This is a genomic window from Marinobacterium litorale DSM 23545 (genome assembly GCF_000428985.1).
Taxonomy (GTDB): domain Bacteria; phylum Pseudomonadota; class Gammaproteobacteria; order Pseudomonadales; family Balneatricaceae; genus Marinobacterium_D; species Marinobacterium_D litorale.
Genome location: NZ_AUAZ01000004.1, coordinates 99,942 through 120,200, shown reverse-complemented (window position 1 = coordinate 120,200; position 20,259 = coordinate 99,942). Strand labels below are relative to the sequence as shown.

Below are 20,259 nucleotides of genomic sequence, written 5' to 3'. Positions count from 1 at the left end.
GTCAAGCATCCTCGATAAGAAGTTCTGCACTCTCAGCATTGCAATAGCCGGGTGCAATAGAAAGATTCTCTACGCCGTAAAGAGTAATGGTGTTTTTTAACCAGAGATGGAACTCAGGACCAGTCAACGTGTGTTGCTTAGAGCAGTCGACGTTCCAGCGCCGCAATACATAACCCGCCACGGCCGCACGCACGTTTACCTTCAGCACACCGTGCTGCATGCCGTATTCGTATTCAATGGTCTCCGGGTATTCTAGTCGCGGGTGTGGCACCAGGTGCATCTCGACGATACGGTTCCATTGAATGTCCGCGTCTTTGGTCTCATTGGCCGGTATGGCGGATTCGTTCAGCAGCTTGGCCTTAACAATGCGGTTGATCACAAAATCAGTGAAGTGTTCGCGCTTGCGGTCATAGGCACGCACGTGCCAGCGCAAGCCGTTATCCACCAGGGCAAAGGGCACGATTTCGCGGGTGGTCAGCCCGCTGGACAGAGAGCGGTATTGGATCTCCAGGGCACGCTTCTGATAGATGGCCTGGCTCACCTTGGCGAGAGTGTCGAGTTGAGGTGCGTTGAGCTGAGTCGGTGTCTCGGCGTTGATCAGCGGCCGGTGCGTACCCACATAGTCGTCACCGAGTCCATAGCAAAGTGCAGCGAGTGCCTGGCTTTGCGAATGGTCGAATAGCGGCTTGAAATGATCAGACTGTATATAGGTCTTGGCCTTGGTGTCGTATTCCAGGTTCTTGGGCGCCAGCTCCTTATAGAGGGATAGGTCCCGGGTCGCCGCCGCGGCCTTGATGCCGAAGCGAGTGACCAGGTCAGCACGGTTTACGGCGCCCAGAAATCGCAGCTTGAAGTCGATGTGGAACAATCGCTCTTGCTGCGCCTGGCTGATGTCATCGAGTAGGGCTGCCCCCATCTGCTCACCTGTCAAACCCGTGGCCTTATGTTGTGCTTAAAATTAGCACGATCATAGTGCTGATGCCGCATGGGTGTCAATACTGGTTGTTGACATCATCAAAATGATGATGATTAAATCGGCAAGGTATCAACAACCAACGAGGCATCACCATGGCAAATGGAGCGACACATCAACTGGCGGGCGCCGTGGCTGGCATTGCGGCCTGCGCGACCGACAACCCTGACCGGGCGACCGGCGTCCATCACCCGCTGGCGGCCGGTGCAATCGGGGCGGCGCTAGGCAAACTGCCGGACCTAATCGAACCGGCGGTCCATCCCCATCATCGGCAATTCTTTCACAGCGTGGTGGTGGCGGCCGGCCTGGTGGCGGGGATGCGCAAGCTGTACCAGTGGGCGCCGGACGATGGTTTTGAAAAACTCGTGCGTGGTTTCCTTCTGGTGGGCGGTGCCGCCTACCTGAGTCACCTGGCCCTGGATGCCCTGACCAGCCGCTCGCTGCCTCTGGTTGGGAAGATTTGAAGCGCGCTGTTTCCTTCGCCCAACCAGTTTTCCAATCAAACCTGTCGTCAAGTCCGATAATAAGGCATTGATTATAAAGGGCGTAGAATTCTCCGGTCACGGACTTCGCCCATTTCGGCGGGTGAGGGTGCCAGAGAATATCTGGCCGGAGAGAGCGGATTCCGGCGCGAGGCGGGCTGGTTGGCCGTTCTGGGAAGTCCGAGAGAGTTCGCCGGAGCCCGCGCGGGTACGCAGCCCCAGAAATGAAAAACCCCAACCGAGAAGGGTTGGGGTTTGGGTATTGGTGGAGGTGGCGGGTTTCGAACCCGCGTCCGCCAATCCTCTGCCTCGAGATCTACATGCTTAGGCTTCTCTATTCAGTTAACCCGTCGCGACCCGAGAGCCAGGGTGCTGTGGGCGAGCCCTTTTAGTTTTAACCGTTCAGCTTAGGGCGAAGCATCCCGGCGATTCTGTCTCGGATGACACCGCTAACCTCTGAGTTACAGACACCTTAGAGTGCGGCGCTAGCAGACTTATGCTGCTAGAGCGTAGTTATCGTCGTTTGCAACTATAACTAGTGTGATGAGGGATTTACGAGAATCATCACGTTCTCGGCATGCACCCAAGGGTTCGTAATCGGCGTCGAAGCCAAGTCACCCCCGGATAAGAGCGCAAATCCTACGCGATAAATAGACTACTGAAAAGAGGAAAAGTTCACTGCGCGGCCATCAGGCGCTGTTTTTGCCGGTTCCAGTCTTTTTCTTTCTCGGCAGCGCGTTTGTCGTGCAGCTTTTTACCCTTAACCAGCGCGATTTCGCATTTTACGCGCCCGTTCTTCCAGTATAGCGCCAGTGCGACGCAGGTGTAGCCTTTGGCTTCAACCGCGCCGATGAGTCGGTCGATCTCTTTGGCGTGCAGCAGCAGTTTACGATCGCGGCGTGGATCAGCGACAACGTGGGTACTGGCTGTAAGCAGCGGTGTGAAATGAGCACCGACGAGCCAGGCTTCCCCGTTTTTGAACACCACGTAGGAGTCCACCAGCTGTGCGCGACCCTCGCGCAGGCTTTTGACCTCCCATCCGGTCAGGGACAGGCCGGCCTCGAACTTCTGCTCGATGGTGTATTCGTGCTTCGCACGTTTGTTGAGGCAGATGGTGTTTCCGCCCGGAGCCTTTTTCTTCTTTGCCATGGGGCGCGATTATACGGTTGGAGAGCGGGCAAAGAAAGCTGGCCTACGCTCAGTGCCCGGAAATATCGGATAAATTTATCCAAATGGTCAAGAGTTGGCTCGGTTTTTTCTATCAACGGTTGCGATGCCTGGCTGAAACATGAACAATTGCGCGCCTAACGCGCAATGAAAGTGAGAACGATGCAAAACAAGCAGTCAATTCATGGTGCCTGGGCAAACCGCTGGATCTTTATCCTGGCGGCAACGGGCTCTGCTGTCGGATTGGGTAATATCTGGAAGTTCCCTTACATCGCCGGTGAAAACGGGGGCGGAGCCTTCGTGCTGGTTTACCTGTTCTGTATTTTGTTGGTGGGTGTGCCCATCATGATGGCAGAGGTGCTGGTGGGGCGCCGTGGGCGGCAGAGCCCTATCAACTCCATGCGCGAAACCGCGTACGAGGCAGGGCATCATGGCCGCTGGGCCGGTGTGGGTTGGCTTGGTGCTCTGGCTGGCTTTTTTATCTTCTCCTTCTATTCCGTGGTCGCGGGCTGGGTTCTCTACTACATCGCCGGTATGGGCAGCGGTCTGTTTATCGATATCGGCAGTGAGCAAGCCGGGCAGATCTTTAACGGTCTGTTAGCAGACCCGCAAACCCTGCTGATCTGGCACACCCTGTTCGTTGTATTGGTGATGATGGTCATCGCCGGTGGGGTGAACAAGGGGTTGGAGCGGGCCACCCGTATCCTGATGCCGCTGTTGTTTGTCCTGTTGTTCGTGCTTCTGATCTATTCCATGAACAGCGGGTATTTTGGTGCCGGCTGGGACTTTCTGTTTAGTTTCGATACGAGCGCGCTCTCGGGCGAGGCGGTCCTGGAGGCTTTGGGCCACGCTTTCTTTACCTTATCGTTGGGTATGGGGTCTATCATGGCCTACGGTTCTTACATGGGTAAGAAGGACTCTATCGGGGGAACCGTGCTGACGATAGCGGCGCTGGATACAGTGGTGGCGCTTATTGCTGGCCTCGCTATTTTTCCGATCGTATTCGCGAATCAGCTTGATCCGGCGGAGGGTGCTGGATTGATGTTCGTCACCTTACCCGTGGCCTTTAGCCAAATGGCCGGGGGGCAGGTGTTTGGCTTTTTGTTCTTCCTGATGGTTGGTTTTGCGGCTTGGACTTCCGCGATATCCTTGATGGAGCCTGGCGCTGCCTGGTTGGTGGAAACGCTGGGGCTGAGTCGGGTTCGGGCGTCTATCCTGCTTGGTGTGATAGTCTGGGCGCTTGGTGTTCTTGCGTTGGGGTCGTTTAATCTGACTTCTGATCTACTTGTTTTCGGGATGACGGTATTCGAGTTCCTAGACTTCCTGACCGCGAATGTCATGTTGCCTTTGGGCGGGTTTTTGGTTGCCCTGTTTGTTGGCTGGTATCTGACGCGGGAGATGACGGAAGATGAGTTATCGTTGCGTTCAAGCTTTGTGTACCAGTTATGGCGTTTTGTGATCCGCTTTGTCTCTCCGGCGGCGGTCGCGGTTATTTTTGCGTTGAAAATCTACGAGAAGTTGGCTGCTTGATTTTGGTAGAGTCTGTTGGAGAGTGTCTATGTCTCAGGTAAATCGCAGTGCGCTGGTGCTGCATACCGCTGAAGAGATGTTTGATCTGGTAAACGATGTGCGCCGCTATCCGGAGTTTCTGCCCTGGTGCGCATCCACTGAAGTGGTCAGTGAAACGGACGATACTCTGGAGGCCACGTTGCATCTCGCCAAGGGTGGCCTCAAATACAGTTTTACCACACGCAATCAACTGCAGCGTCCCAGCCGAATGGTGATTGGCCTGGTAAAGGGGCCGTTCAAGTCGCTAACCGGTATCTGGACCTTTACGCCGCTCAGCGATGAAGCGAGCAAGGTTGAGCTCAATATGCATTTTGAGTTCTCTGGAAAAATTACCGGTGTGGCGATGAGCAAGGTGTTCAACTCGGTGGCGACCACCCTGGTGGATGCTTTTGTCACGCGGGCCGATAAAGTTTATGGGTAGGTGATTATGATTACGGTTGAGGTAGCTTTCGCTTTACCGCATGAGCAGAAGATCATCGCGGTTCAGGTTGAGGAAGGCAGTACCGCCTACGATGCGGTGATTAAGTCCCGAATTGCCGAGCAGTTTCCGCAGATCGACCCTGGCAATGATCCCATGGGTATCTTTGGCAAGTCGATCCGCAAGCCCGCTGAAGAGGTGCTAAAGGCGGGTGACCGGGTTGAGATCTATCGGCCGCTCATTGCCGACCCGAAAGAGGCGCGTGCCAAACGGGCGGCAAAACTTAAGGCACAAAAAGAGAAGGAAGCCGAGTAAGCGTACGCCGCTTACTCTTGAGTTGCAGGGCGGAAATCGCCGGTGATGCGCGCCAGGCGGTCGTCCTCAAAATAGAGTGATACGCGCTCTTGGACGCGGGGCTCGCCGCCTGGCTTGAAGCTGTAGAGATAGTCCCAGCGTTCCGGGCTGAAGGTGTCGGTGATCAGCGGAGTGCCCATCACATAGCGAACTTGATTAGGCGTCATTCCTGGGCGTAACTGGTTGATCATCTCTTGGGTGACCACATTTCCTTGAGGAATATCGATCTTGTATACACCGGGAAAATCTGAGCAGCCACTGATCAACGTGGCCAGTGCTACACTAATCAAAACCTTTCGCATCTGTAAATGACTTCCGTTTTCGCCACTAAAAATTGATAATGCAGTCTAACATTGCCCTTTGTGAACCGCATAGCGATTAGAGATTAGAATATATGGCCCTCGAAAATCAGGAGCTGCGCAAAGCAGGACTAAAAGTCACGCTGCCGCGAGTCAAAATCTATCAAATCCTGGAACGCGCAGGGGAAGGTCAGCACTTTTCGGCTGAAGATATCTATAAAATGCTGATGGAAACCGGTGAAGACGTCGGGTTGGCTACTGTGTACCGCGTTCTGACCCAGTTTGAGGCCGCCGGGCTTGTATCCCGTCACCACTTTGAGGGTGGGCATTCGGTATTTGAATTGGCCCGTGATGAGCATCACGACCATGTGGTCTGTGTGAAGTGCGGCCGGGTGCGTGAGTTTGTTGACCCGGAACTGACCAGTCGTCTTGGCGAAATCGCCGATGAACTCGGTTTCACCGTGACCGATCGCACACTTTACCTCTATGGCGTTTGCCGGGATGGCTGCGACGAGGATTGATTTCTCGTCTTGCAGGACAAAAAGCCGATCATGTCAGATCGGCTTTTTGTTATCTGTACCAGGCATCGCGCCACTCAGGCGGATTTCAGCATCTCGCGGGCGTGCTCCAGTGAGGTGTCGGTGATTTCGATCCCCCCGAGCATCCGTGCAACCTCTTCCACGCGGCGATCCCGCGAGAGGGTGTCGATCCGGGTTCGCGTGAGCTCACCTCTGGAGTCCTTGCTGACAAACAGGTGCTGGTGTCCCTGCGATGCTACCTGAGGCTGGTGGGTGACACACAATATCTGGGCGCGAGCGCCCAGCTCTCGCAGGAGTCTGCCCACGACCTCGGCGATAGCGCCGCCGATGCCCACATCCACTTCATCAAAGATCAAGGTTGGTGTGCTGGAAGTTTGGGCGGTCACCACCTGAATCGCCAGGCTGATCCGCGAGAGTTCACCGCCGGATGCGACCTTGGCGAGGGCCCGGGCCGGCTGTCCCTTGTTGGTGCTGATCAGGAACTCCACCTCTTCCAGACCGTTGGCGTTATAGCGACTTGAATCCAGCGGGGTCAGGCAAACATCGAAGTGGGCGGCCAGCATGCCCAGGCTGTGTAACTGTTCATCCACCGCTTTCGATAGCTGTGTGGCAGCGCTTTGTCGGGCTGTACTTAGCTGACTGGCTGCAGACAGGTATTCCTCGCGGGCTGCCTGCACATCGCCGGCCAGCTGATCCAGTTCATCATCACTGCGATTCAGACTGTTGAGCTCCTCCTGCAACGCCTGGTGAAAGGCGGGGAGCTCCTCTGGCAGGATGCGGTGCTTGCGCGCGATGTCATAGATGGAGCTTAAGCGCTCTTCAACCTCCTGCTGACGTTCGGGGTTGATCTCCACTGAATCCAGGTAGGAACGGATCTCCCGGCTCGATTCGTCGATCTGGATATGGGCGCTGGCCAGCATCTCCGCCGCTTGAGCCAGAGCAGGCGAGGAGGAGCCCAGGTTGTCCAGTAGCTGCTGGCAGTGGGAGAGCAGGCTGAGGCAGTTCTCACCCTCGCCCTCACTGTCGGATGTCAGGGTCAGCAGTTGATGCCCGGTAGAGAGAATTTCACCGGCATTAGCCAGTACACGCTGTTCCTCTTCAAGGGAATCAAGCTCTCCATTGGCCAGTGCCAGTTGGTCGAGTTCCTCGATTTGATAGGTGAGTAGCTGAACGCGTGCGGTCTGCTCTTCGCTCTGCTCGGTTAGCGTATTGAGCTCGGTATCCAGGCGGCGCCAGCGATGAAAATCCCGGCGGACCTGTTCTGCCAGGTCGGTCTGGCCGGAGAATTCGTCCAGCAAAACCCGGTGGTGATCTTTTTTGAGCAGACGCTGGTGCTCATGCTGGCCATGAATGTCCACCAATAGCTGGCCCAGTTCTCTGACTTGAGCGAGCGGTGTGGGGCGTCCGTTGATATAGCTGCGTGAACGGCCTTCGGCGGTGAGTACCCGGCGCAGCTGGCACTCCCCATCGGCATCCAGGTCGTGTTCGGCAAGCCAGGCGCGCGCCTCGCACAGTGCGGTGACATCAAAGCAGGCGCTGACTTCGGCGCGTTCCGCGCCCTCGCGCACAGAGTCGCTCTGGGCGCGGTCCCCCAGAGCCAGTCCCAATGCATCCAGCATGATCGACTTACCGGCGCCGGTCTCGCCGCTGACAACGGTCATGCCGGCCTGCAGTTCCAGATCCAGTTGATCGACGATGGCGTAGTCACGGATGCTCAATAACGTCAGCATAGCTGTCTCGTTCATGGTTATTTATACAGTATTTTCTGTATAAGCTATTTACCAAGGCCCTGCAATCCCCTCACAAAAAATTCCCGCGTAAATTGGCCTTGAATACCGATCGATCAGCCCCATATACCCTGCAAACCGGGGAAGCAGCACTCTTTGATAACAGCGGTTCGCGCTTCCCTGCCTCTTGCATATCAGTCCAGTTGGAGAAAGCCGATGGCAGACGAACAGCAGAAGCAGACAGAAACGCCCGCACAGGAATCGGAGAGCGGTGCACAGGCAGAGCCGGTATTGGAGCCGGGTGCCGAGAGCGTTGAAATCCCGGCGGAGGAGGCTGTCGATTCTGCGGCGCTGCAACAGGAGCTGGAACAGGCGCAGGCCGAAATAGCCGACCTGCAGAAGCAGCTTTCCGAGTTGCAGCCGCGCGCGCAGGCGGAAATTCAGAATGTACGCCGCCGCGCCGAGCAGGATGTGGAGAAAGCCCGCAAGTTCGCCCTGGAAAAATTTACCGGTGAACTGTTGCCGGTGGTCGACTCCCTCGAGCGCGCCATAGAGGCCTGCCAGGCGGAGGATGAAGCCACTCAGGCGCTCAAGGAAGGGGTCGAGATGACACTCAAGCTGCTGCTCGACGGCTTGGGCAAATTCAATGTGGAAATGGTGGACCCGCATGGGGAAACCTTTAACCCGGAACACCATCAGGCGATGTCCATGGTGGAGGATCCCAATGCCGATCCCAACACCGTGGTGGCTGTGATGCAGAAGGGCTACCTGCTCAATGGTCGCTTAGTGCGCCCGGCCATGGTCATGGTCGCTAAAGGTTAAAAAGCGGGTGGGTGGCTTGAAAAGCATTCAGCCATACCCATATAGAGATCAACAGAATTGAAACACCCGATCCCGCGCAGCCGGGAAAGGTAAAGAATACAGTGGAGTAAACAATGGGCAAGATCATCGGTATCGACCTCGGAACCACCAACTCCTGCGTGGCTATCCTCGAAGGTGAGAAAACCAAAGTTATCGAAAACGCGGAAGGCGATCGCACAACCCCGTCCATCATCGCGTACACCGGTGATGGTGAAACGCTGGTGGGTCAGCCGGCCAAGCGTCAGGCGGTCACCAACCCGGATAACACCTTGTTCGCCATCAAGCGTCTGATCGGTCGTCGTTTCAAGGACGATGTGGTCCAGAAAGATATCAAGATGGTGCCGTACAAGATCATCGAAGCGGACAACGGTGACGCTTGGGTCCAGGTTAAGGACAACAAGATGGCGCCGCCGCAGATCTCTGCCGAAGTCCTGAAAAAGATGAAGAAAACCGCCGAGGATTACCTGGGCGAGGCCGTAACCGAAGCGGTTATTACCGTACCGGCCTACTTCAACGACTCTCAGCGTCAGGCCACCAAAGACGCGGGCAAGATCGCCGGTCTTGAAGTTAAGCGTATCATCAACGAGCCGACCGCGGCTGCGCTGGCTTACGGCATGGACAAGTCCAAGGGTGATAAGACCATCGCTGTATATGACCTCGGTGGTGGTACCTTCGATATCTCCATCATCGAAATCGCCGATGTAGATGGTGAGCACCAGTTCGAAGTACTGGCTACCAACGGTGATACTTTCCTCGGTGGTGAAGACTTCGACCTCAAGCTGATCAACTATCTGGCTGATGAGTTCAAGAAAGAGAGCGGTATCGATCTGCACAACGATCCGCTGGCGCTGCAGCGCCTGAAAGAAGCCGCAGAGAAAGCGAAGGTCGAGCTGTCCTCTGCACAGTCCACCGACGTGAACCTGCCCTACATCACTGCGGATGCTTCTGGTCCCAAGCACCTGAACGTTAAGGTCAGCCGTGCCAAGCTGGAATCTCTGGTGGAAGACCTGGTTCAGCGTTCCCTGGAGCCGTGCCGTGTGGCACTGAAAGACGCTGGTGTATCCGGTTCCGAGATCGATGAGGTGATCCTGGTCGGTGGTCAGACCCGTATGCCGATGGTTCAAAAGGCGGTGTCCGACTTCTTCGGCAAAGAGCCGCGTAAGGACGTGAACCCGGACGAAGCGGTTGCGATTGGTGCGTCTATCCAGGGTGCGGTACTCTCCGGTGATGTGAAAGACGTACTGCTGCTGGACGTGACCCCGCTGACCCTGGGTATCGAAACCATGGGTGGTGTGGCGACTCCGCTGATCGAGAAGAACACCACCATTCCGACCAAGAAGTCGCAGGTGTTCTCAACAGCCGAAGACAATCAGGGCGCTGTGACCATTCACGTGGTACAGGGTGAGCGTAAGCAGGCGGCACAGAACAAGTCACTGGGCCGTTTCGATCTGGCCGATATTCCGCCGGCACCGCGCGGTGTGCCGCAGATCGAGGTCACCTTCGATATCGACGCGAACGGTATCCTCAACGTGTCCGCGAAAGACAAGGCAACCGGTAAGCATCAGTCTATCGTGATCAAGGCCTCTTCCGGTCTGTCCGATGACGAGATCGATCAGATGGTTCAGGATGCCGAAGCGCATGCTGAAGAGGACAAGAAGTTCGAGGAGCTGACCGCAGCGCGCAACCAGGGCGATGCCATGGTGCACACGGCTCAGAAGACGCTGAAGGATGCCGGTGACAAGGCAACTGCTGAAGAGAAAGAGCAGATTGAAGGTGCCGTGTCTGCACTGGAAGAAGCGTTGAAAGGCTCTGACAAGGCGGATATCGAAGCCAAAACGGAAGCCCTGACTGAAGCGCTCTCCAGCCTGGCTCAGAAGATGTACGCTGAAGCTGAACAGCAGGGCGGCGCGGAAGCCGGTGAGCAGGCTGCCAAGGACTCCGCCGATGATGTGGTGGATGCCGAGTTCGAAGAGGTTAAGGACGACAAGAAGTAAGCGTTCGCTACCCTTTACAGGCAGCAAAAGAGTGGCAACGCGGGTTCGGGGTTCCCCTGACCCGCGTTGTCGTGTCCGGCTCCCGCGGAGTCATCTGACCAGACCAGATTCGGATCATGTCGAAACAGGACTATTACGAAATACTGGACGTGCCACGCGATGCGTCCGATCGGGATATTAAGAAGGCCTACCGCCGATTGGCGATGAAATATCATCCGGACCGCAATCCGGGCGATAAAGAGGCCGAGGACAAATTCAAAGAGCTCAGCGAAGCCTACGAAGTGCTTTCCGACACGCAGAAGCGTGCCGCCTATGACCAGTTCGGCCATGCCGGTGTCGATGGTCAGGGTGGCGGTTTCGGTGGTGGCGGCTTCGGCGGCGGAGGCGATTTCTCCGATATATTCGGCGATGTGTTCGGGGATATTTTCGGGGGTGGCGGCGGTGGCCGTCGGCGCTCCAGTGTCCAGCGCGGCGCTGACTTACGGTATAACCTGGACCTGGGCCTGGAAGAGGCGGTCCGCGGTTGTGAGAAAACACTGAAAGTCCCCACGCTTGTACCCTGTGATACCTGCGACGGCTCCGGCGCGAAGCCCGGAACCAGCGCCCGTACCTGTGGTACCTGTGGGGGTATCGGCCAGGTGCGCATGCAGCAGGGCTTCTTCTCGGTTCAGCAGACCTGCCCGACCTGTCGTGGTGAGGGCAAGGTGATCTCCGACCCGTGCAACAAGTGCCATGGCCACGGTCGTGTCGAGGAAACCAAAACGCTGCAGGTCAAGATCCCGGCCGGGGTCGATACCGGCGACCGCATTCGTCTCTCCGGCGAGGGCGAGGCCGGCACCCATGGCGGTCCGGCGGGCGATCTGTATGTGCAGGTTAACGTACTCAAGCACCCGATTTTCGAGCGTGATGGCAAGCATCTGTACTGTGAAGTGCCGATCAGCTTTGTCGATGCCGCACTCGGTGGCGAGCTTGACGTGCCGACCCTGGACGGACGCGTTAAACTGAAGATTCCGGCAGAGACTCAGACCGGTAAGCTGTTCCGGCTCCGTGGCAAGGGGATCACCCCGGTTCGCGGCGGTAGCACCGGTGATCTGATGGTGAAAGTCATGGTGGAAACACCGGTCAACCTGAACAGCCGCCAGAAGGATCTGCTCAAGGAGTTTGAGGAGGCGATGGATGAGGGCAATCACAAGCACAGCCCGAAAAAACACGGCTTCTTCGACTCGGTGAAAAAGTTCTTCGAGGATATGACCTGATCCCATGGCGAGTCTTCGACGCGAGGGAGTAAGTATGTACGAGATGCCGTTGGCTGTAGACGCGCTCTGGGCTCACATTCGGGATGAGGCGCGGGGTCTGGTGGAGCATGAGCCGCTGTTGGCCAGCTTCTACCACGCCACTATTATTGGTCACAGCGACCTGCGTGGTGCGCTCTCGTTTCTCCTGGCCAGTAAACTGGCGGATGAAGTGGTGTCTGCCGTGGCATTGCGGGAGATTATCGAGCAGGCCTACGGCGCAGATGAGGGGCTGATTGAGGCCGCCTGCGCTGATATTCAGGCTGTTTGTACGCGCGACCCGGCCATCGAGGCATACTCTACTGTATTGCTTTACCTCAAGGGGTTTCAGGCGATCCAGGCCTACCGCGTGTCGCACTGGATGTGGCAGCAGGGTCGCCGTTCTCTGGCGCTCTATATTCAGAGCCGGGTCAGCACAATTTTCCAGGTGGATATCCACCCGGCGGCTAGGATCGGTTTCGGCGTGATGTTTGATCACGCCACCGGCATCGTGGTGGGTGAAACCTGCGTGATCGAAAATGATGTCTCCATTCTGCAATCGGTAACCCTGGGGGGCACCGGTAAGGAGAGCGGAGACCGTCATCCGAAGATTCGCAAAGGCGTTCTGATCGGTGCCGGTGCCAAGATTCTTGGCAACATCGAGGTGGGTGAGTGTGCCCGTGTGGGCGCCGGTAGCGTAGTGCTTAATCCGGTACCGGCGCATACCACCGTGGTTGGGGTGCCGGCGGCCGTTGTGGGCTGTGCCGGTTGCGATACCCCGGCGCTCGATATGGATCAAACCATCCGCAACTCAGAACCGGATTGCAACGGTGAGCGAGACTCCGCCGGTGCACCCTGTAACAGGAAGCAGGCATGACAAGAATAGCAGTGACCGGTGCCGCCGGTCGTATGGGTAAAACTCTGATCGAAGCGATCACACAGACGGAAGGTGCTGTTCTCAGTGCGGCTGTCGTCGAGCCGGGGAGTAGCCTGATTGGTGCTGATGCCGGCGAACTCGCTGGCGTTGGACACCTTGGTGTGCAGATTGCCGGTGCGCTGGATGTAGTTGCACAAGATTTTGATCTGTTGATCGATTTTACGATGCCCTCCGTAACAATGGAAAATCTGGCGTTTTGCGAGGCTCATGGCAAGCAGATGGTGATTGGGACCACCGGCCTGGATGATGCTCAGAAAGCGGCATTGGCACGGGCGGCAGAGAAGATCTCTATTGTGTTCGCGCCCAATATGAGTGTGGGCGTTAATCTCTGCTTCAAGCTGCTGGAGATCGCATCCAAGGCGCTGGGTGAAGATAGCGGCTATGATATTGAGGTGATTGAAGCGCACCACCGTCACAAGGTGGACTCCCCGTCTGGCACCGCGCTGCGGATGGGTGAGGTTGTCGCCGATGCCCTTGGCCGAGACCTGAAAGAGTGTGCGGTTTATGGCCGAGAGGGGCAGGTGGGGCCGCGTAACCCGCGCGAAATCGGGTTCGAGACGATCCGTGCCGGGGATGTCGTCGGTGATCACACCGTGCTTTTCGCCACCGAAGGTGAGCGGATCGAAATTACCCACAAGGCATCCAGTCGGATGACTTTCGCCAAGGGAGCGGTTCGCGCCTCCCTGTGGCTGGAACAGCGTCCCGCCGGTCTTTATGACATGCAGGACGTTCTTAACCTGCGCTGATGCGCAGGTGTTACCGTTGTATGTTGTTCCCTTTTCTGCCCGCCATTGTGCGGGCTTTTTATTGCCCGGAGGTGGACCTACTTCAGGTTGCGTCCGCGATGGCGCTGTCTTGATCCAGTACGCAGTTACGTCCCAAGGCTTTGGCTGCATAGAGACGTGCGTCAGCCCGCTTTAGCAAGGCGTCGAGTGTATCGCCGTCTGTGCCGGAATGGGCGATGCCGATACTGGTGGTGATTGACAGGGCTGTTTCCCCGCCCCGGATCAGGGGCGTACTTTCCAGCTTTGTCCGGATACGCTCGGCGACGACCCGGGCGTCACTGGGCAAGCAGTTGGGCAGTAGCACCATGAACTCTTCGCCGCCAAAGCGGCCACAGAGGTCCTCGGGCCTCAGTGTTTCGGATAACAGGGCGGTGAAGTGATTGAGCATCAGGTCGCCCGTCGCGTGGCCGTAGGTGTCATTTATGGTTTTGAAGTGGTCCAGGTCGAGCATCAACAGTGCACAGGGTAACCTGTCCAGGCGCGTGCGTTGCAGCATGCGCTCTGCCTGGTCGGTAAAGTGACGTCGGTTGCCCAGCCCGGTCAGTGCATCGGTGGTAGCCAGCTTGTGTAGCTTGCTGTTTGCGGCCTCTAGGCGGCTCAAGGCATCTTCGGCCCGGTCCTTTTCCTGACGAAGCTGATTGACCATCTCCTCGGTACTGTAAACAGCGACGAAGGAACCGCTGGTCAGGTAGGCTTGTACCACGCCGTAGCTGAGGAGCAGAAAACCGGCAGCAAAAATCGTATGGGCCAGCCACCACTGGTGATCCCAGGCTTTGGCCAGCAGCATGAATGCCACTGATGACTGGGCAAATACGAGCAGGGAGATCAGAAAAATTCGTAGAAGGGGCGAGCCTGGCTGTTTCCATAGCAAGATGCCTACTGATACCAGCATCAGCGCCAGTGCGCCACTCTCCAGGCTAATTCGAACCCAGGGTTCTCCGCCCATGGGGAAGCTGGCCAGCAGTCCCACGGCGATGTCGATAACAAAAAATGTAACCAGACCGGTCATCCAGAAGCGGCGATCTTGCGCCGGGTTGGCGGGTGTCACCGGGCGGCCCATATTGAGAAGCCCGATGGTCAAGCAGGCCATCATCGTCAATCGAGCGGCCGGACCATAGAGTAGAAAGAGCCAAATGTTGTGGTCGGCAGAACGTGTCAGGACTCCATGAGGCAGGTACACCAGTGTGAAACCGGCGAAGCCCAGTGCCAGCCAACGTAAAAACGGTTCTCTTGATGCCAGGTGGCAACGCCAAGTAATGAGGGCGATAAATCCGCTTAAGATAACCGCCAGCCCAATTGCCAGCTCATGCGCCAGGTAGTCTCTGAACACCGCGTTGTCATCAGTGAACAGAAAAATATAACCGACGGCCACGGCGGGTATCAGTGCGAAAGCGAACTCCAGGAGTCCCTTGTAGGCCCGGACTGATTGCCTGAGTCGGTTTGTATATACCTCGCCGTTTGTCATGCCTGCGCGTTACTTCCACTCAAGATAATGCGAAGCAAGTACTATACAACGTTTAAGCGCGGCGCAAATAAGGTCGATGACGACCGGTAACGCGGTAATACCCGTTTAATTGTCCTGAAACAGTTTTATAAGCGTTGCCGGGTCTTGCTCCAGATAACCACGGCAGCCGTGCTGGCGCATCAGCTCAGCGCCCAGGCCCGCCATCGGCGTGGCGCTCCCCATGGCCCTCGCCAGATCACCAGCCATGTCCAGGTCTTTTAGCAGGGTTTTTACGTGCCACTTGATCTCATCGAACGCTTTGTTGGCCATCCGGGGGCCCGTCAGTTGCAGCGGGATCGAGTCGGCAAACCCGCCGCTGAGCGCTTCGGGCAACCGTTCGGTATCGATACCCGCCTTCTCGCCCAGGGCGAACACTTCGGCCATCACCAGTACATTGCAGGAAACCAGCATCTGGTTGCAGATTTTGGTGACCTGCCCGGAGCCGACCGGTCCCATGTAGGTGACCCGTTGAGAGAGAGGGGCGAGTACCGGGCGCACGTGATCGACGATTTTCTCATCACCACCGGCCATAATGGCCAGGGTGCCTTGCTCGGCGCCCGCGACCCCGCCGGAGACCGGCGCATCAACCCAGTGCATACCGCAGCGCCGGGCAATGTCATCAGCCAGGCTGCGCGTGGTATCGGGAGCGATGCTGGAGCAGTCGATCAGGATCTGCCCGTTCTGTCCGTGCGTGGCAATACCCTCAGAGCCCAGAACAAGCTCCTCCATCGCTGCTGAGTCGGAGACGCAGGTGAACAGGATGTCGCAGCTGGCGAGCAGCTCGGCAATAGAGCTGGCTACCTGAGCTCCCTGCTGCCTGAGTGGCTCGCATTTGTCGGGAGTGCGATTCCAAACGCAGACCGAATAGCCTGCCTGCATCAGCCGTCTGCTCATGGGAATACCCATCAGGCCCATTCCGATAAAGCCGAGTTTCGGGGTGTGCATTCAGTACTCCTTGTTCTTGGGCTATCGGTCTACCCGTTCATTTAAAGGGCCGCGACACAACCGTCACTGCGCGGATCCGCGGCGCCCTCCAGCACCCCGTCGGGGCGTCGGGCCAGTGCACCGGCATGGCCCATGGTATCGCTGAACGCCTCGTCCAGCATCTCCACTTCGTGGCCTGCGTCACGCAACTGTTGCACCAGTGTCGGGTCGAACCGGCTTTCCAGCTTCAGCGTGGTGCTGGTATCACCCCAGGTACGTCCGAGCAGCCAGCGCGGCGCGGTGACCGCCTGCTGCAGTGGCAGGCCGAGCATGGCATAGCGGCTGAACACCGCCGCCTGTGTCTGTGGCTGACCTTCGCCACCCATGGTGCCGTAGCTCATCACGCGGCCGTCGTCGAAACGGGCCAGGGCCGGGTTCAGGGTGTGGAACGGCTTGCGGCCGGGTTCCAGCGCTTGCAGTGCCTTGGGATCAAGCGAGAAGCTGATACCGCGGTTCTGCCAGTTGACGCCGGTGCTGTCGAGCACGATGCCGGAGCCGAACTCCCAGTAGATGCTCTGAATAAAACTCACCGCACGACCTTCGCTGTCGATGCAGCCCATCCAGATGGTATCGCCCGGGCTGGCCGGGTCAGGCCAGGGCAGGGCTTTCTCCGGGTCGATCTCGTCGGCCAGCTTCTGCAGCACCGCAGGATCCAGGAATGACTGCGGCCCTGCCGGCAGACGGTCCGGGTCGGTGACGTTGGTGTCACGCACGCGGAAGGCGCGTTTGGTGGATTCGATCAGGCCGTGCAGATGGGCAAAACCTTCCGCTTCGGTGATGCCGAGCTTGTCGAAAATCCCCAGGATCATCAGCGACGCCAGGCCCTGGGTAGGCGGCGGCAGATTGTAGATCTTGGCGCCGTTGACGGCGACTTCCAGCGGTTTTACCTGGCTGGCGCTGTAGTCGGCCAGATCGTCCGCGGTCAGCGGGCTGCCCAGGCGTTCCAGCTCTTCGCCCATGGCGCGGCCCAGCTCGCCGCGATAGAAGTCATCGAGGCCGGCACGGGCCAGCTGCTCCAGCGTATTGGCCAGTTTGCTCTGGGTCATCAGGGCGCCCACATCGGGTACCTGGCCATTCAGCATGAAAGTGTCGGTGAAACCGGGAACACTCTGCAGTTGATCCAACTTGGATGCGGTCAGCGCCGACTGACTTTCGGTAACCACGATGCCGTTGCGGGCGTGGCTGATCGCGCTTTCCAGCAGGCGGCTCAGCGGCAGTGAGCCGCCCCAGCCTGCAGCGACTTTTAACGCTTCAGCCCAGCCACCGATGGTGCCGGCGCTGGTGAGGGCTGCGGTGGCGCCGCGGCTGGGGATTGCATCCAGTCCTGCGTAGAAGTTGCGGTCCGCTTTTTTCGCCGCGCGGCCGCAGGCGTCGATCGCCACCGGCGCCTTGCCCGGTTCATGGATTAGCCAGAAACCGTCGCCGCCGATGGAGTTCATGTGCGGGTAGACCACGGCGATGGTGGATGCCGCAGCAACCATCGCCTCGACGGCGTTACCGCCTTCGGCCAGCACATCACGGCCCGCCTGGGCAGCCAGGTGATGGGGGGCAACCATCATACCCCGGGTTGAATAAACCGTTTTCAGCATTGTTGTTCTCCGTTATTGGCTGAGGGCTTTTTGTCTGCTCCTCGCTGAAGGCTCTTTAACCAGTGAACAGGCCGTAAAACATGCGCAGCGAGGTGATCGCCAGGAACAGGGCGAACAGCTGGCGCAGCAGTTTGGCGTTGATCGCGTGGGCGATCTTCGCACCGACCGGGGCCATCTTCATGGTAGCCGGGATGATCAGGAACAAGCCGATCAGGTTAACGTAACCGATCGACAGCGGCGGGCGCGCGTCGACGCCGATACCGTTGATCAGAAAGCCGATGGCGCCGGGCAGACTGATCACCAGACCCAGGGCTGCACCTGTGCCGACGGCTGTATGCATCGGGGTTTTGAACGCGCTCAGGATCGGCACGCTGAGAGTGCCGCCGCCGATGCCCATCAGGGTGGATATACCGCCAATGAAGGTACCGATCACGCCGGTGCCCAGGGTACCGGGCAGTTCGTCGGCCAGATTGAAGCCATCTTTCTTGAACGCCATGTTCAGCGCGACCAGCAGGGCAATGGTGGCAAAGATAGCGGTCAGCACCTTGCCACTGAAGTAGCCGCTGGCCACGGCGCCGATGATGACACCGATGATCACGCCCGGTACCAGCTGCTTCAGCAGGTCCGGGTTCAGGCTGCCCTTCTTGAAGTGTGCCCGCGACGACATGATCGAGGTGGGGATGATGGTCGCCAGTGAGGTGCCCACCGCCACATGCATACGCACCGCTTCATCGATGCCGAGCAGGGTAAACAGGTGGTAGAGCACCGGCACGATAACGATGCCGCCGCCCACGCCGAGCAGCCCCGCCATCAGGCCTGCGATCACACCGGTTACGACCAGAGCGACAGCCAGGCCGATCAGCCAGGTTGTCGAATAATCCGAGAGTATATCCATAAACGTGTCCTTAGATTGTTATAAGGGTTTTACCAACCGATCGCTTCAGGCAGCCAGGTGACCAGTGAGGGGAACTGGAACAGCACCACCACGGCAGCGAATTGAAGCAATACAAACGGCAGCGCACCCACGTAGATATCCCGCGTTGTCACCCCCGGTGGTGCTACGCCTTTCAGGAAGAAAAGCGCCCAGCCAAAGGGCGGTGTCAGGAAGGACATCTGCAGGTTCATCGCTACCAGAATCGACAGCCACACCATGTCGGTGCCGTAGTTCATAAACACCGGCAGGAACATGGGCAGTGCGATATAGGAGATCTCGATCCATTCCAGGAAGAAACCGAGAACAAACAGCAGCGCCATCAGGAACAGCAGTGCACCCAGTTCGCCGCCCGGCAGCATCTCGAACATGTGGTGAACCATCTGGTCGCCACCCAGCCCGCGGAACGCCAGCGAGAACGGCTGAGCGCACAGCAGGATAAAGAACACCATGGCGGAGATGGTCAGGGTACCATGCAGCGCTTCCTTGACCAGTGTCCAGTTCAGGCGCTTGAACGCCAGGGCGATCGCCAGCGCACCCAGTGCGCCCATGGAGGCGGCTTCGGTCGGAGCAGCGATACCGCCGACGATGGAACCGAGTACGGCAACTACCAGGAACAGCGGCGGGCAGACATCGCGCAGCAGATCCTTGGCGAGCTGCTTGCCGGTGACTTCGGCACGCTCTTCCGCCGGGATCGCAGGCATCCACTCCGGCTTGATCTTGCCGAGAATCAGCAGGTAGGCCACGTAGATCAGGGCCAGCACCAGCCCCGGTACAAAAGCGGCCGCAAACAGGGTGCCCACCGACTCACCGACGATATCGGAAAGCAGGATAAGCACCAGGCTCGGCGGAATGATCTGCCCCAGTGTACCTGAGGCGCAGATGGTGCCACAGGCAACGCTGGGTGCGTAGCCGCGACGCAGCAGTGATGGCAGGGTCAGCAGGCCTACGGTCACGACGGTAGCACCAACAATACCAGTGGAGGCACCCATCAATACGCCAACCAGGATGATCGCCAGGCCCATGCCGCCGTTCACGCCGCCCATGGCCTTGCCGATGGTTTCCAGCATGTTCTCGGCCACCCTGGATTTCTCCAGCATCACGCCCATAAACACGAACAGTGGCACCGCCATCAGGGTGTAGTTGGTCACAACGCCGTAAAGGCGTGCAGGCATCAGGTTGAACAGCATCGGCCCGAAACCGAGATAGCCGGCCACAAAGCCGGACACTGCCAGAGAGATCGCCACCGGAATACCGATCACCATCAGGCCGAGGAAACCGCCGATCATACCGATGATCAGCCACTCGTTACCGCTCATGCGACCTCCTCGGCAGTAGTTGTTTGATCAGTCGTTTCGTTCGATGTGTCAGGCGGCAGTTTGCCGCACAGCACCAGCAGTGAGCGCAGGCTTTCCGCCAGCCCCTGCAGGGATAGCAGGCCGAAGCCCAGCGGAATAAAGGCCTTGAGCAGATAGCGCATAGGCAGACCACCTGGATCGGGAGAGCCTTCGCCCATCCGGAACGACTGCTGCACATAAGCCAGCGACAGGTAGGTGATAATCACCGCCACGGCCAGTGTCAGTAATGCGGCAGACAGGTCAACGAAGGCTTTCAGACGCCAGTTAAAGCGTTCGTAAAGAAAATCCACGCGCACATCGGCGCGGTGCTTCATGGTGTAGGAGAGGCCGATCAGGGCGATCGGCGAGATCAGGTGCCACTCCAGCTCCTGCAGGGCCACGGGGCCGATGGAAAACAGGTAGCGCAGAATGACGTCGGTGGCGACCAGCAGGACCAGGGCCAGCACGACTAATCGTGCCAGCCCCCCCATTGCTTCGACCAACCACTCTATGGCGTTAATCGCGGTTTTCATGCGGT

General features: G+C 58.0%; 20 protein-coding genes and 1 other RNA gene. 10 read left to right on the top strand and 11 right to left on the bottom strand.

The genetic code is table 11. The annotated features are described in order from the left end of the window. Nucleotide 1: 1 nt before the first annotated feature. On the bottom strand, nt 2-916 hold the full coding sequence (locus G403_RS0104995; protein WP_027853025.1) for a WYL domain-containing protein: 915 nt from the start codon (nt 914-916) through the stop codon (nt 2-4). Between the two features lie 152 nt (nt 917-1,068). Here G403_RS0104995 and G403_RS0104990 point away from each other — a divergent pair, with 152 nt between their 5' ends. Then, a complete protein-coding gene (locus G403_RS0104990; protein ID WP_027853024.1) occupies nt 1,069-1,437 on the top strand; it encodes a metal-dependent hydrolase in 369 nt (122 codons plus the stop codon). Nucleotides 1,438-1,718: 281 nt separating this feature from the next. Here the strand turns inward: G403_RS0104990 and ssrA are convergent. Both ssrA and smpB read right to left on the bottom strand, forming a co-directional pair. Beyond that, nucleotides 1,719-2,077: a transfer-messenger RNA gene (ssrA, locus tag G403_RS24830) on the bottom strand. 53 nt (nt 2,078-2,130) lie between these two features. Beyond that, nucleotides 2,131-2,604, bottom strand: coding sequence for an SsrA-binding protein SmpB (gene smpB, locus G403_RS0104985; protein ID WP_027853023.1), 474 nt, complete (start codon nt 2,602-2,604; stop codon nt 2,131-2,133). 180 nt (nt 2,605-2,784) lie between these two features. Here smpB and G403_RS0104980 point away from each other — a divergent pair, with 180 nt between their 5' ends. From G403_RS0104980 to G403_RS0104970, 3 genes are read left to right on the top strand one after another with little or no spacing between them, the layout of a single operon-like run. After that, entirely contained in the window at nt 2,785-4,152 is a 1,368-nt protein-coding gene (locus G403_RS0104980) for a sodium-dependent transporter (protein WP_027853022.1), read from the top strand. A 28-nt stretch (nt 4,153-4,180) separates the two neighbouring features. Further along, nucleotides 4,181-4,612, top strand: a complete 432-nt coding sequence (locus G403_RS0104975; protein WP_027853021.1) for a type II toxin-antitoxin system RatA family toxin — start codon at nt 4,181-4,183, stop codon at nt 4,610-4,612. A 6-nt stretch (nt 4,613-4,618) separates the two neighbouring features. Further along, the gene (locus G403_RS0104970) at nt 4,619-4,924 is read left to right on the top strand and encodes an RnfH family protein (RefSeq protein WP_027853020.1); all 306 of its coding nucleotides are present in this window, start codon (nt 4,619-4,621) and stop codon (nt 4,922-4,924) included. Between the two features lie 11 nt (nt 4,925-4,935). Here the strand turns inward: G403_RS0104970 and G403_RS22210 are convergent, their stop codons facing one another. Beyond that, entirely contained in the window at nt 4,936-5,265 is a 330-nt protein-coding gene (locus tag G403_RS22210) for an outer membrane protein assembly factor BamE (protein WP_036232619.1), read from the bottom strand. 92 nt (nt 5,266-5,357) lie between these two features. Here G403_RS22210 and fur point away from each other — a divergent pair, with 92 nt between their 5' ends. Beyond that, the gene (gene fur / locus G403_RS0104960; protein ID WP_027853019.1) at nt 5,358-5,783 is read left to right on the top strand and encodes a ferric iron uptake transcriptional regulator; all 426 of its coding nucleotides are present in this window, start codon (nt 5,358-5,360) and stop codon (nt 5,781-5,783) included. A gap of 74 nt (nt 5,784-5,857) precedes the next feature. Here the strand turns inward: fur and recN are convergent, their stop codons facing one another. Further along, nucleotides 5,858-7,531: a DNA repair protein RecN gene (recN, locus tag G403_RS0104955; protein ID WP_027853018.1), complete on the bottom strand. Its 1,674-nt coding sequence runs from the start codon at nt 7,529-7,531 to the stop codon at nt 5,858-5,860. 213 nt (nt 7,532-7,744) lie between these two features. Between recN and grpE the strand changes: the two genes are divergently transcribed. The 5 genes from grpE to dapB all read left to right on the top strand — a co-directional run bounded on the left by grpE (nt 7,745) and on the right by dapB (nt 13,337). After that, nucleotides 7,745-8,350: a nucleotide exchange factor GrpE gene (gene grpE, locus G403_RS0104950; RefSeq protein ID WP_027853017.1), complete on the top strand. Its 606-nt coding sequence runs from the start codon at nt 7,745-7,747 to the stop codon at nt 8,348-8,350. Nucleotides 8,351-8,463: 113 nt separating this feature from the next. After that, nucleotides 8,464-10,383, top strand: coding sequence for a molecular chaperone DnaK (gene dnaK / locus G403_RS0104945; protein WP_027853016.1), 1,920 nt, complete (start codon nt 8,464-8,466; stop codon nt 10,381-10,383). Nucleotides 10,384-10,499: 116 nt separating this feature from the next. Next, a complete protein-coding gene (gene dnaJ, locus G403_RS0104940) occupies nt 10,500-11,639 on the top strand; it encodes a molecular chaperone DnaJ (protein ID WP_027853015.1) in 1,140 nt (379 codons plus the stop codon). Nucleotides 11,640-11,673: 34 nt separating this feature from the next. After that, nucleotides 11,674-12,531, top strand: a complete 858-nt coding sequence (gene cysE / locus G403_RS22205) for a serine O-acetyltransferase (protein ID WP_211232644.1) — start codon at nt 11,674-11,676, stop codon at nt 12,529-12,531. Next, on the top strand, nt 12,528-13,337 hold the full coding sequence (gene dapB, locus G403_RS0104930; RefSeq protein WP_027853014.1) for a 4-hydroxy-tetrahydrodipicolinate reductase: 810 nt from the start codon (nt 12,528-12,530) through the stop codon (nt 13,335-13,337). The genes cysE and dapB overlap by 4 nt, the downstream gene beginning before the upstream one ends. Before the next feature lie 82 nt (nt 13,338-13,419). Here dapB and G403_RS0104925 read toward each other — a convergent pair whose 3' ends face one another. The 6 genes from G403_RS0104925 to G403_RS0104900 all read right to left on the bottom strand — a co-directional run bounded on the left by G403_RS0104925 (nt 13,420) and on the right by G403_RS0104900 (nt 20,254). Continuing rightward, nucleotides 13,420-14,841, bottom strand: a complete 1,422-nt coding sequence (locus tag G403_RS0104925; protein WP_027853013.1) for a GGDEF domain-containing protein — start codon at nt 14,839-14,841, stop codon at nt 13,420-13,422. A gap of 105 nt (nt 14,842-14,946) precedes the next feature. Then, nucleotides 14,947-15,825: an NAD(P)-dependent oxidoreductase gene (locus tag G403_RS0104920; RefSeq protein ID WP_027853012.1), complete on the bottom strand. Its 879-nt coding sequence runs from the start codon at nt 15,823-15,825 to the stop codon at nt 14,947-14,949. A gap of 41 nt (nt 15,826-15,866) precedes the next feature. Next, nucleotides 15,867-17,453 (bottom strand): gamma-glutamyltransferase family protein, encoded by a 1,587-nt coding sequence (locus G403_RS0104915; RefSeq protein WP_027853011.1) that lies wholly within the window; start codon nt 17,451-17,453, stop codon nt 15,867-15,869. A 55-nt stretch (nt 17,454-17,508) separates the two neighbouring features. Then, nucleotides 17,509-18,348 (bottom strand): sulfite exporter TauE/SafE family protein, encoded by an 840-nt coding sequence (locus G403_RS0104910; protein WP_027853010.1) that lies wholly within the window; start codon nt 18,346-18,348, stop codon nt 17,509-17,511. Between the two features lie 29 nt (nt 18,349-18,377). After that, a complete protein-coding gene (locus G403_RS0104905; protein ID WP_027853009.1) occupies nt 18,378-19,703 on the bottom strand; it encodes a TRAP transporter large permease in 1,326 nt (441 codons plus the stop codon). Beyond that, entirely contained in the window at nt 19,700-20,254 is a 555-nt protein-coding gene (locus tag G403_RS0104900; protein ID WP_027853008.1) for a TRAP transporter small permease subunit, read from the bottom strand. The genes G403_RS0104905 and G403_RS0104900 overlap by 4 nt, the downstream gene beginning before the upstream one ends. Nucleotides 20,255-20,259: the final 5 nt, after the last annotated feature.

Coding starts and splice junctions, on each gene's coding strand:
- G403_RS0104915 (WP_027853011.1), bottom strand. CDS start 17,453: ATGCTGAAAACGGTTTATTCAACCCGGGGTATGATGGTTGCCCCCCAT.
- recN (WP_027853018.1), bottom strand. CDS start 7,531: ATGCTGACGTTATTGAGCATCCGTGACTACGCCATCGTCGATCAACTG.
- G403_RS0104900 (WP_027853008.1), bottom strand. CDS start 20,254: ATGAAAACCGCGATTAACGCCATAGAGTGGTTGGTCGAAGCAATGGGG.
- dapB (WP_027853014.1), top strand. CDS start 12,528: ATGACAAGAATAGCAGTGACCGGTGCCGCCGGTCGTATGGGTAAAACT.
- dnaJ (WP_027853015.1), top strand. CDS start 10,500: ATGTCGAAACAGGACTATTACGAAATACTGGACGTGCCACGCGATGCG.
- G403_RS0104905 (WP_027853009.1), bottom strand. CDS start 19,703: ATGAGCGGTAACGAGTGGCTGATCATCGGTATGATCGGCGGTTTCCTC.
- G403_RS0104975 (WP_027853021.1), top strand. CDS start 4,181: ATGTCTCAGGTAAATCGCAGTGCGCTGGTGCTGCATACCGCTGAAGAG.
- G403_RS0104995 (WP_027853025.1), bottom strand. CDS start 916: ATGGGGGCAGCCCTACTCGATGACATCAGCCAGGCGCAGCAAGAGCGA.
- G403_RS0104910 (WP_027853010.1), bottom strand. CDS start 18,348: ATGGATATACTCTCGGATTATTCGACAACCTGGCTGATCGGCCTGGCT.
- G403_RS0104920 (WP_027853012.1), bottom strand. CDS start 15,825: ATGCACACCCCGAAACTCGGCTTTATCGGAATGGGCCTGATGGGTATT.
- G403_RS0104990 (WP_027853024.1), top strand. CDS start 1,069: ATGGCAAATGGAGCGACACATCAACTGGCGGGCGCCGTGGCTGGCATT.
- G403_RS0104925 (WP_027853013.1), bottom strand. CDS start 14,841: ATGACAAACGGCGAGGTATATACAAACCGACTCAGGCAATCAGTCCGG.
- dnaK (WP_027853016.1), top strand. CDS start 8,464: ATGGGCAAGATCATCGGTATCGACCTCGGAACCACCAACTCCTGCGTG.
- G403_RS22210 (WP_036232619.1), bottom strand. CDS start 5,265: ATGCGAAAGGTTTTGATTAGTGTAGCACTGGCCACGTTGATCAGTGGC.
- grpE (WP_027853017.1), top strand. CDS start 7,745: ATGGCAGACGAACAGCAGAAGCAGACAGAAACGCCCGCACAGGAATCG.
- fur (WP_027853019.1), top strand. CDS start 5,358: ATGGCCCTCGAAAATCAGGAGCTGCGCAAAGCAGGACTAAAAGTCACG.
- cysE (WP_211232644.1), top strand. CDS start 11,674: ATGTACGAGATGCCGTTGGCTGTAGACGCGCTCTGGGCTCACATTCGG.
- smpB (WP_027853023.1), bottom strand. CDS start 2,604: ATGGCAAAGAAGAAAAAGGCTCCGGGCGGAAACACCATCTGCCTCAAC.
- G403_RS0104980 (WP_027853022.1), top strand. CDS start 2,785: ATGCAAAACAAGCAGTCAATTCATGGTGCCTGGGCAAACCGCTGGATC.
- G403_RS0104970 (WP_027853020.1), top strand. CDS start 4,619: ATGATTACGGTTGAGGTAGCTTTCGCTTTACCGCATGAGCAGAAGATC.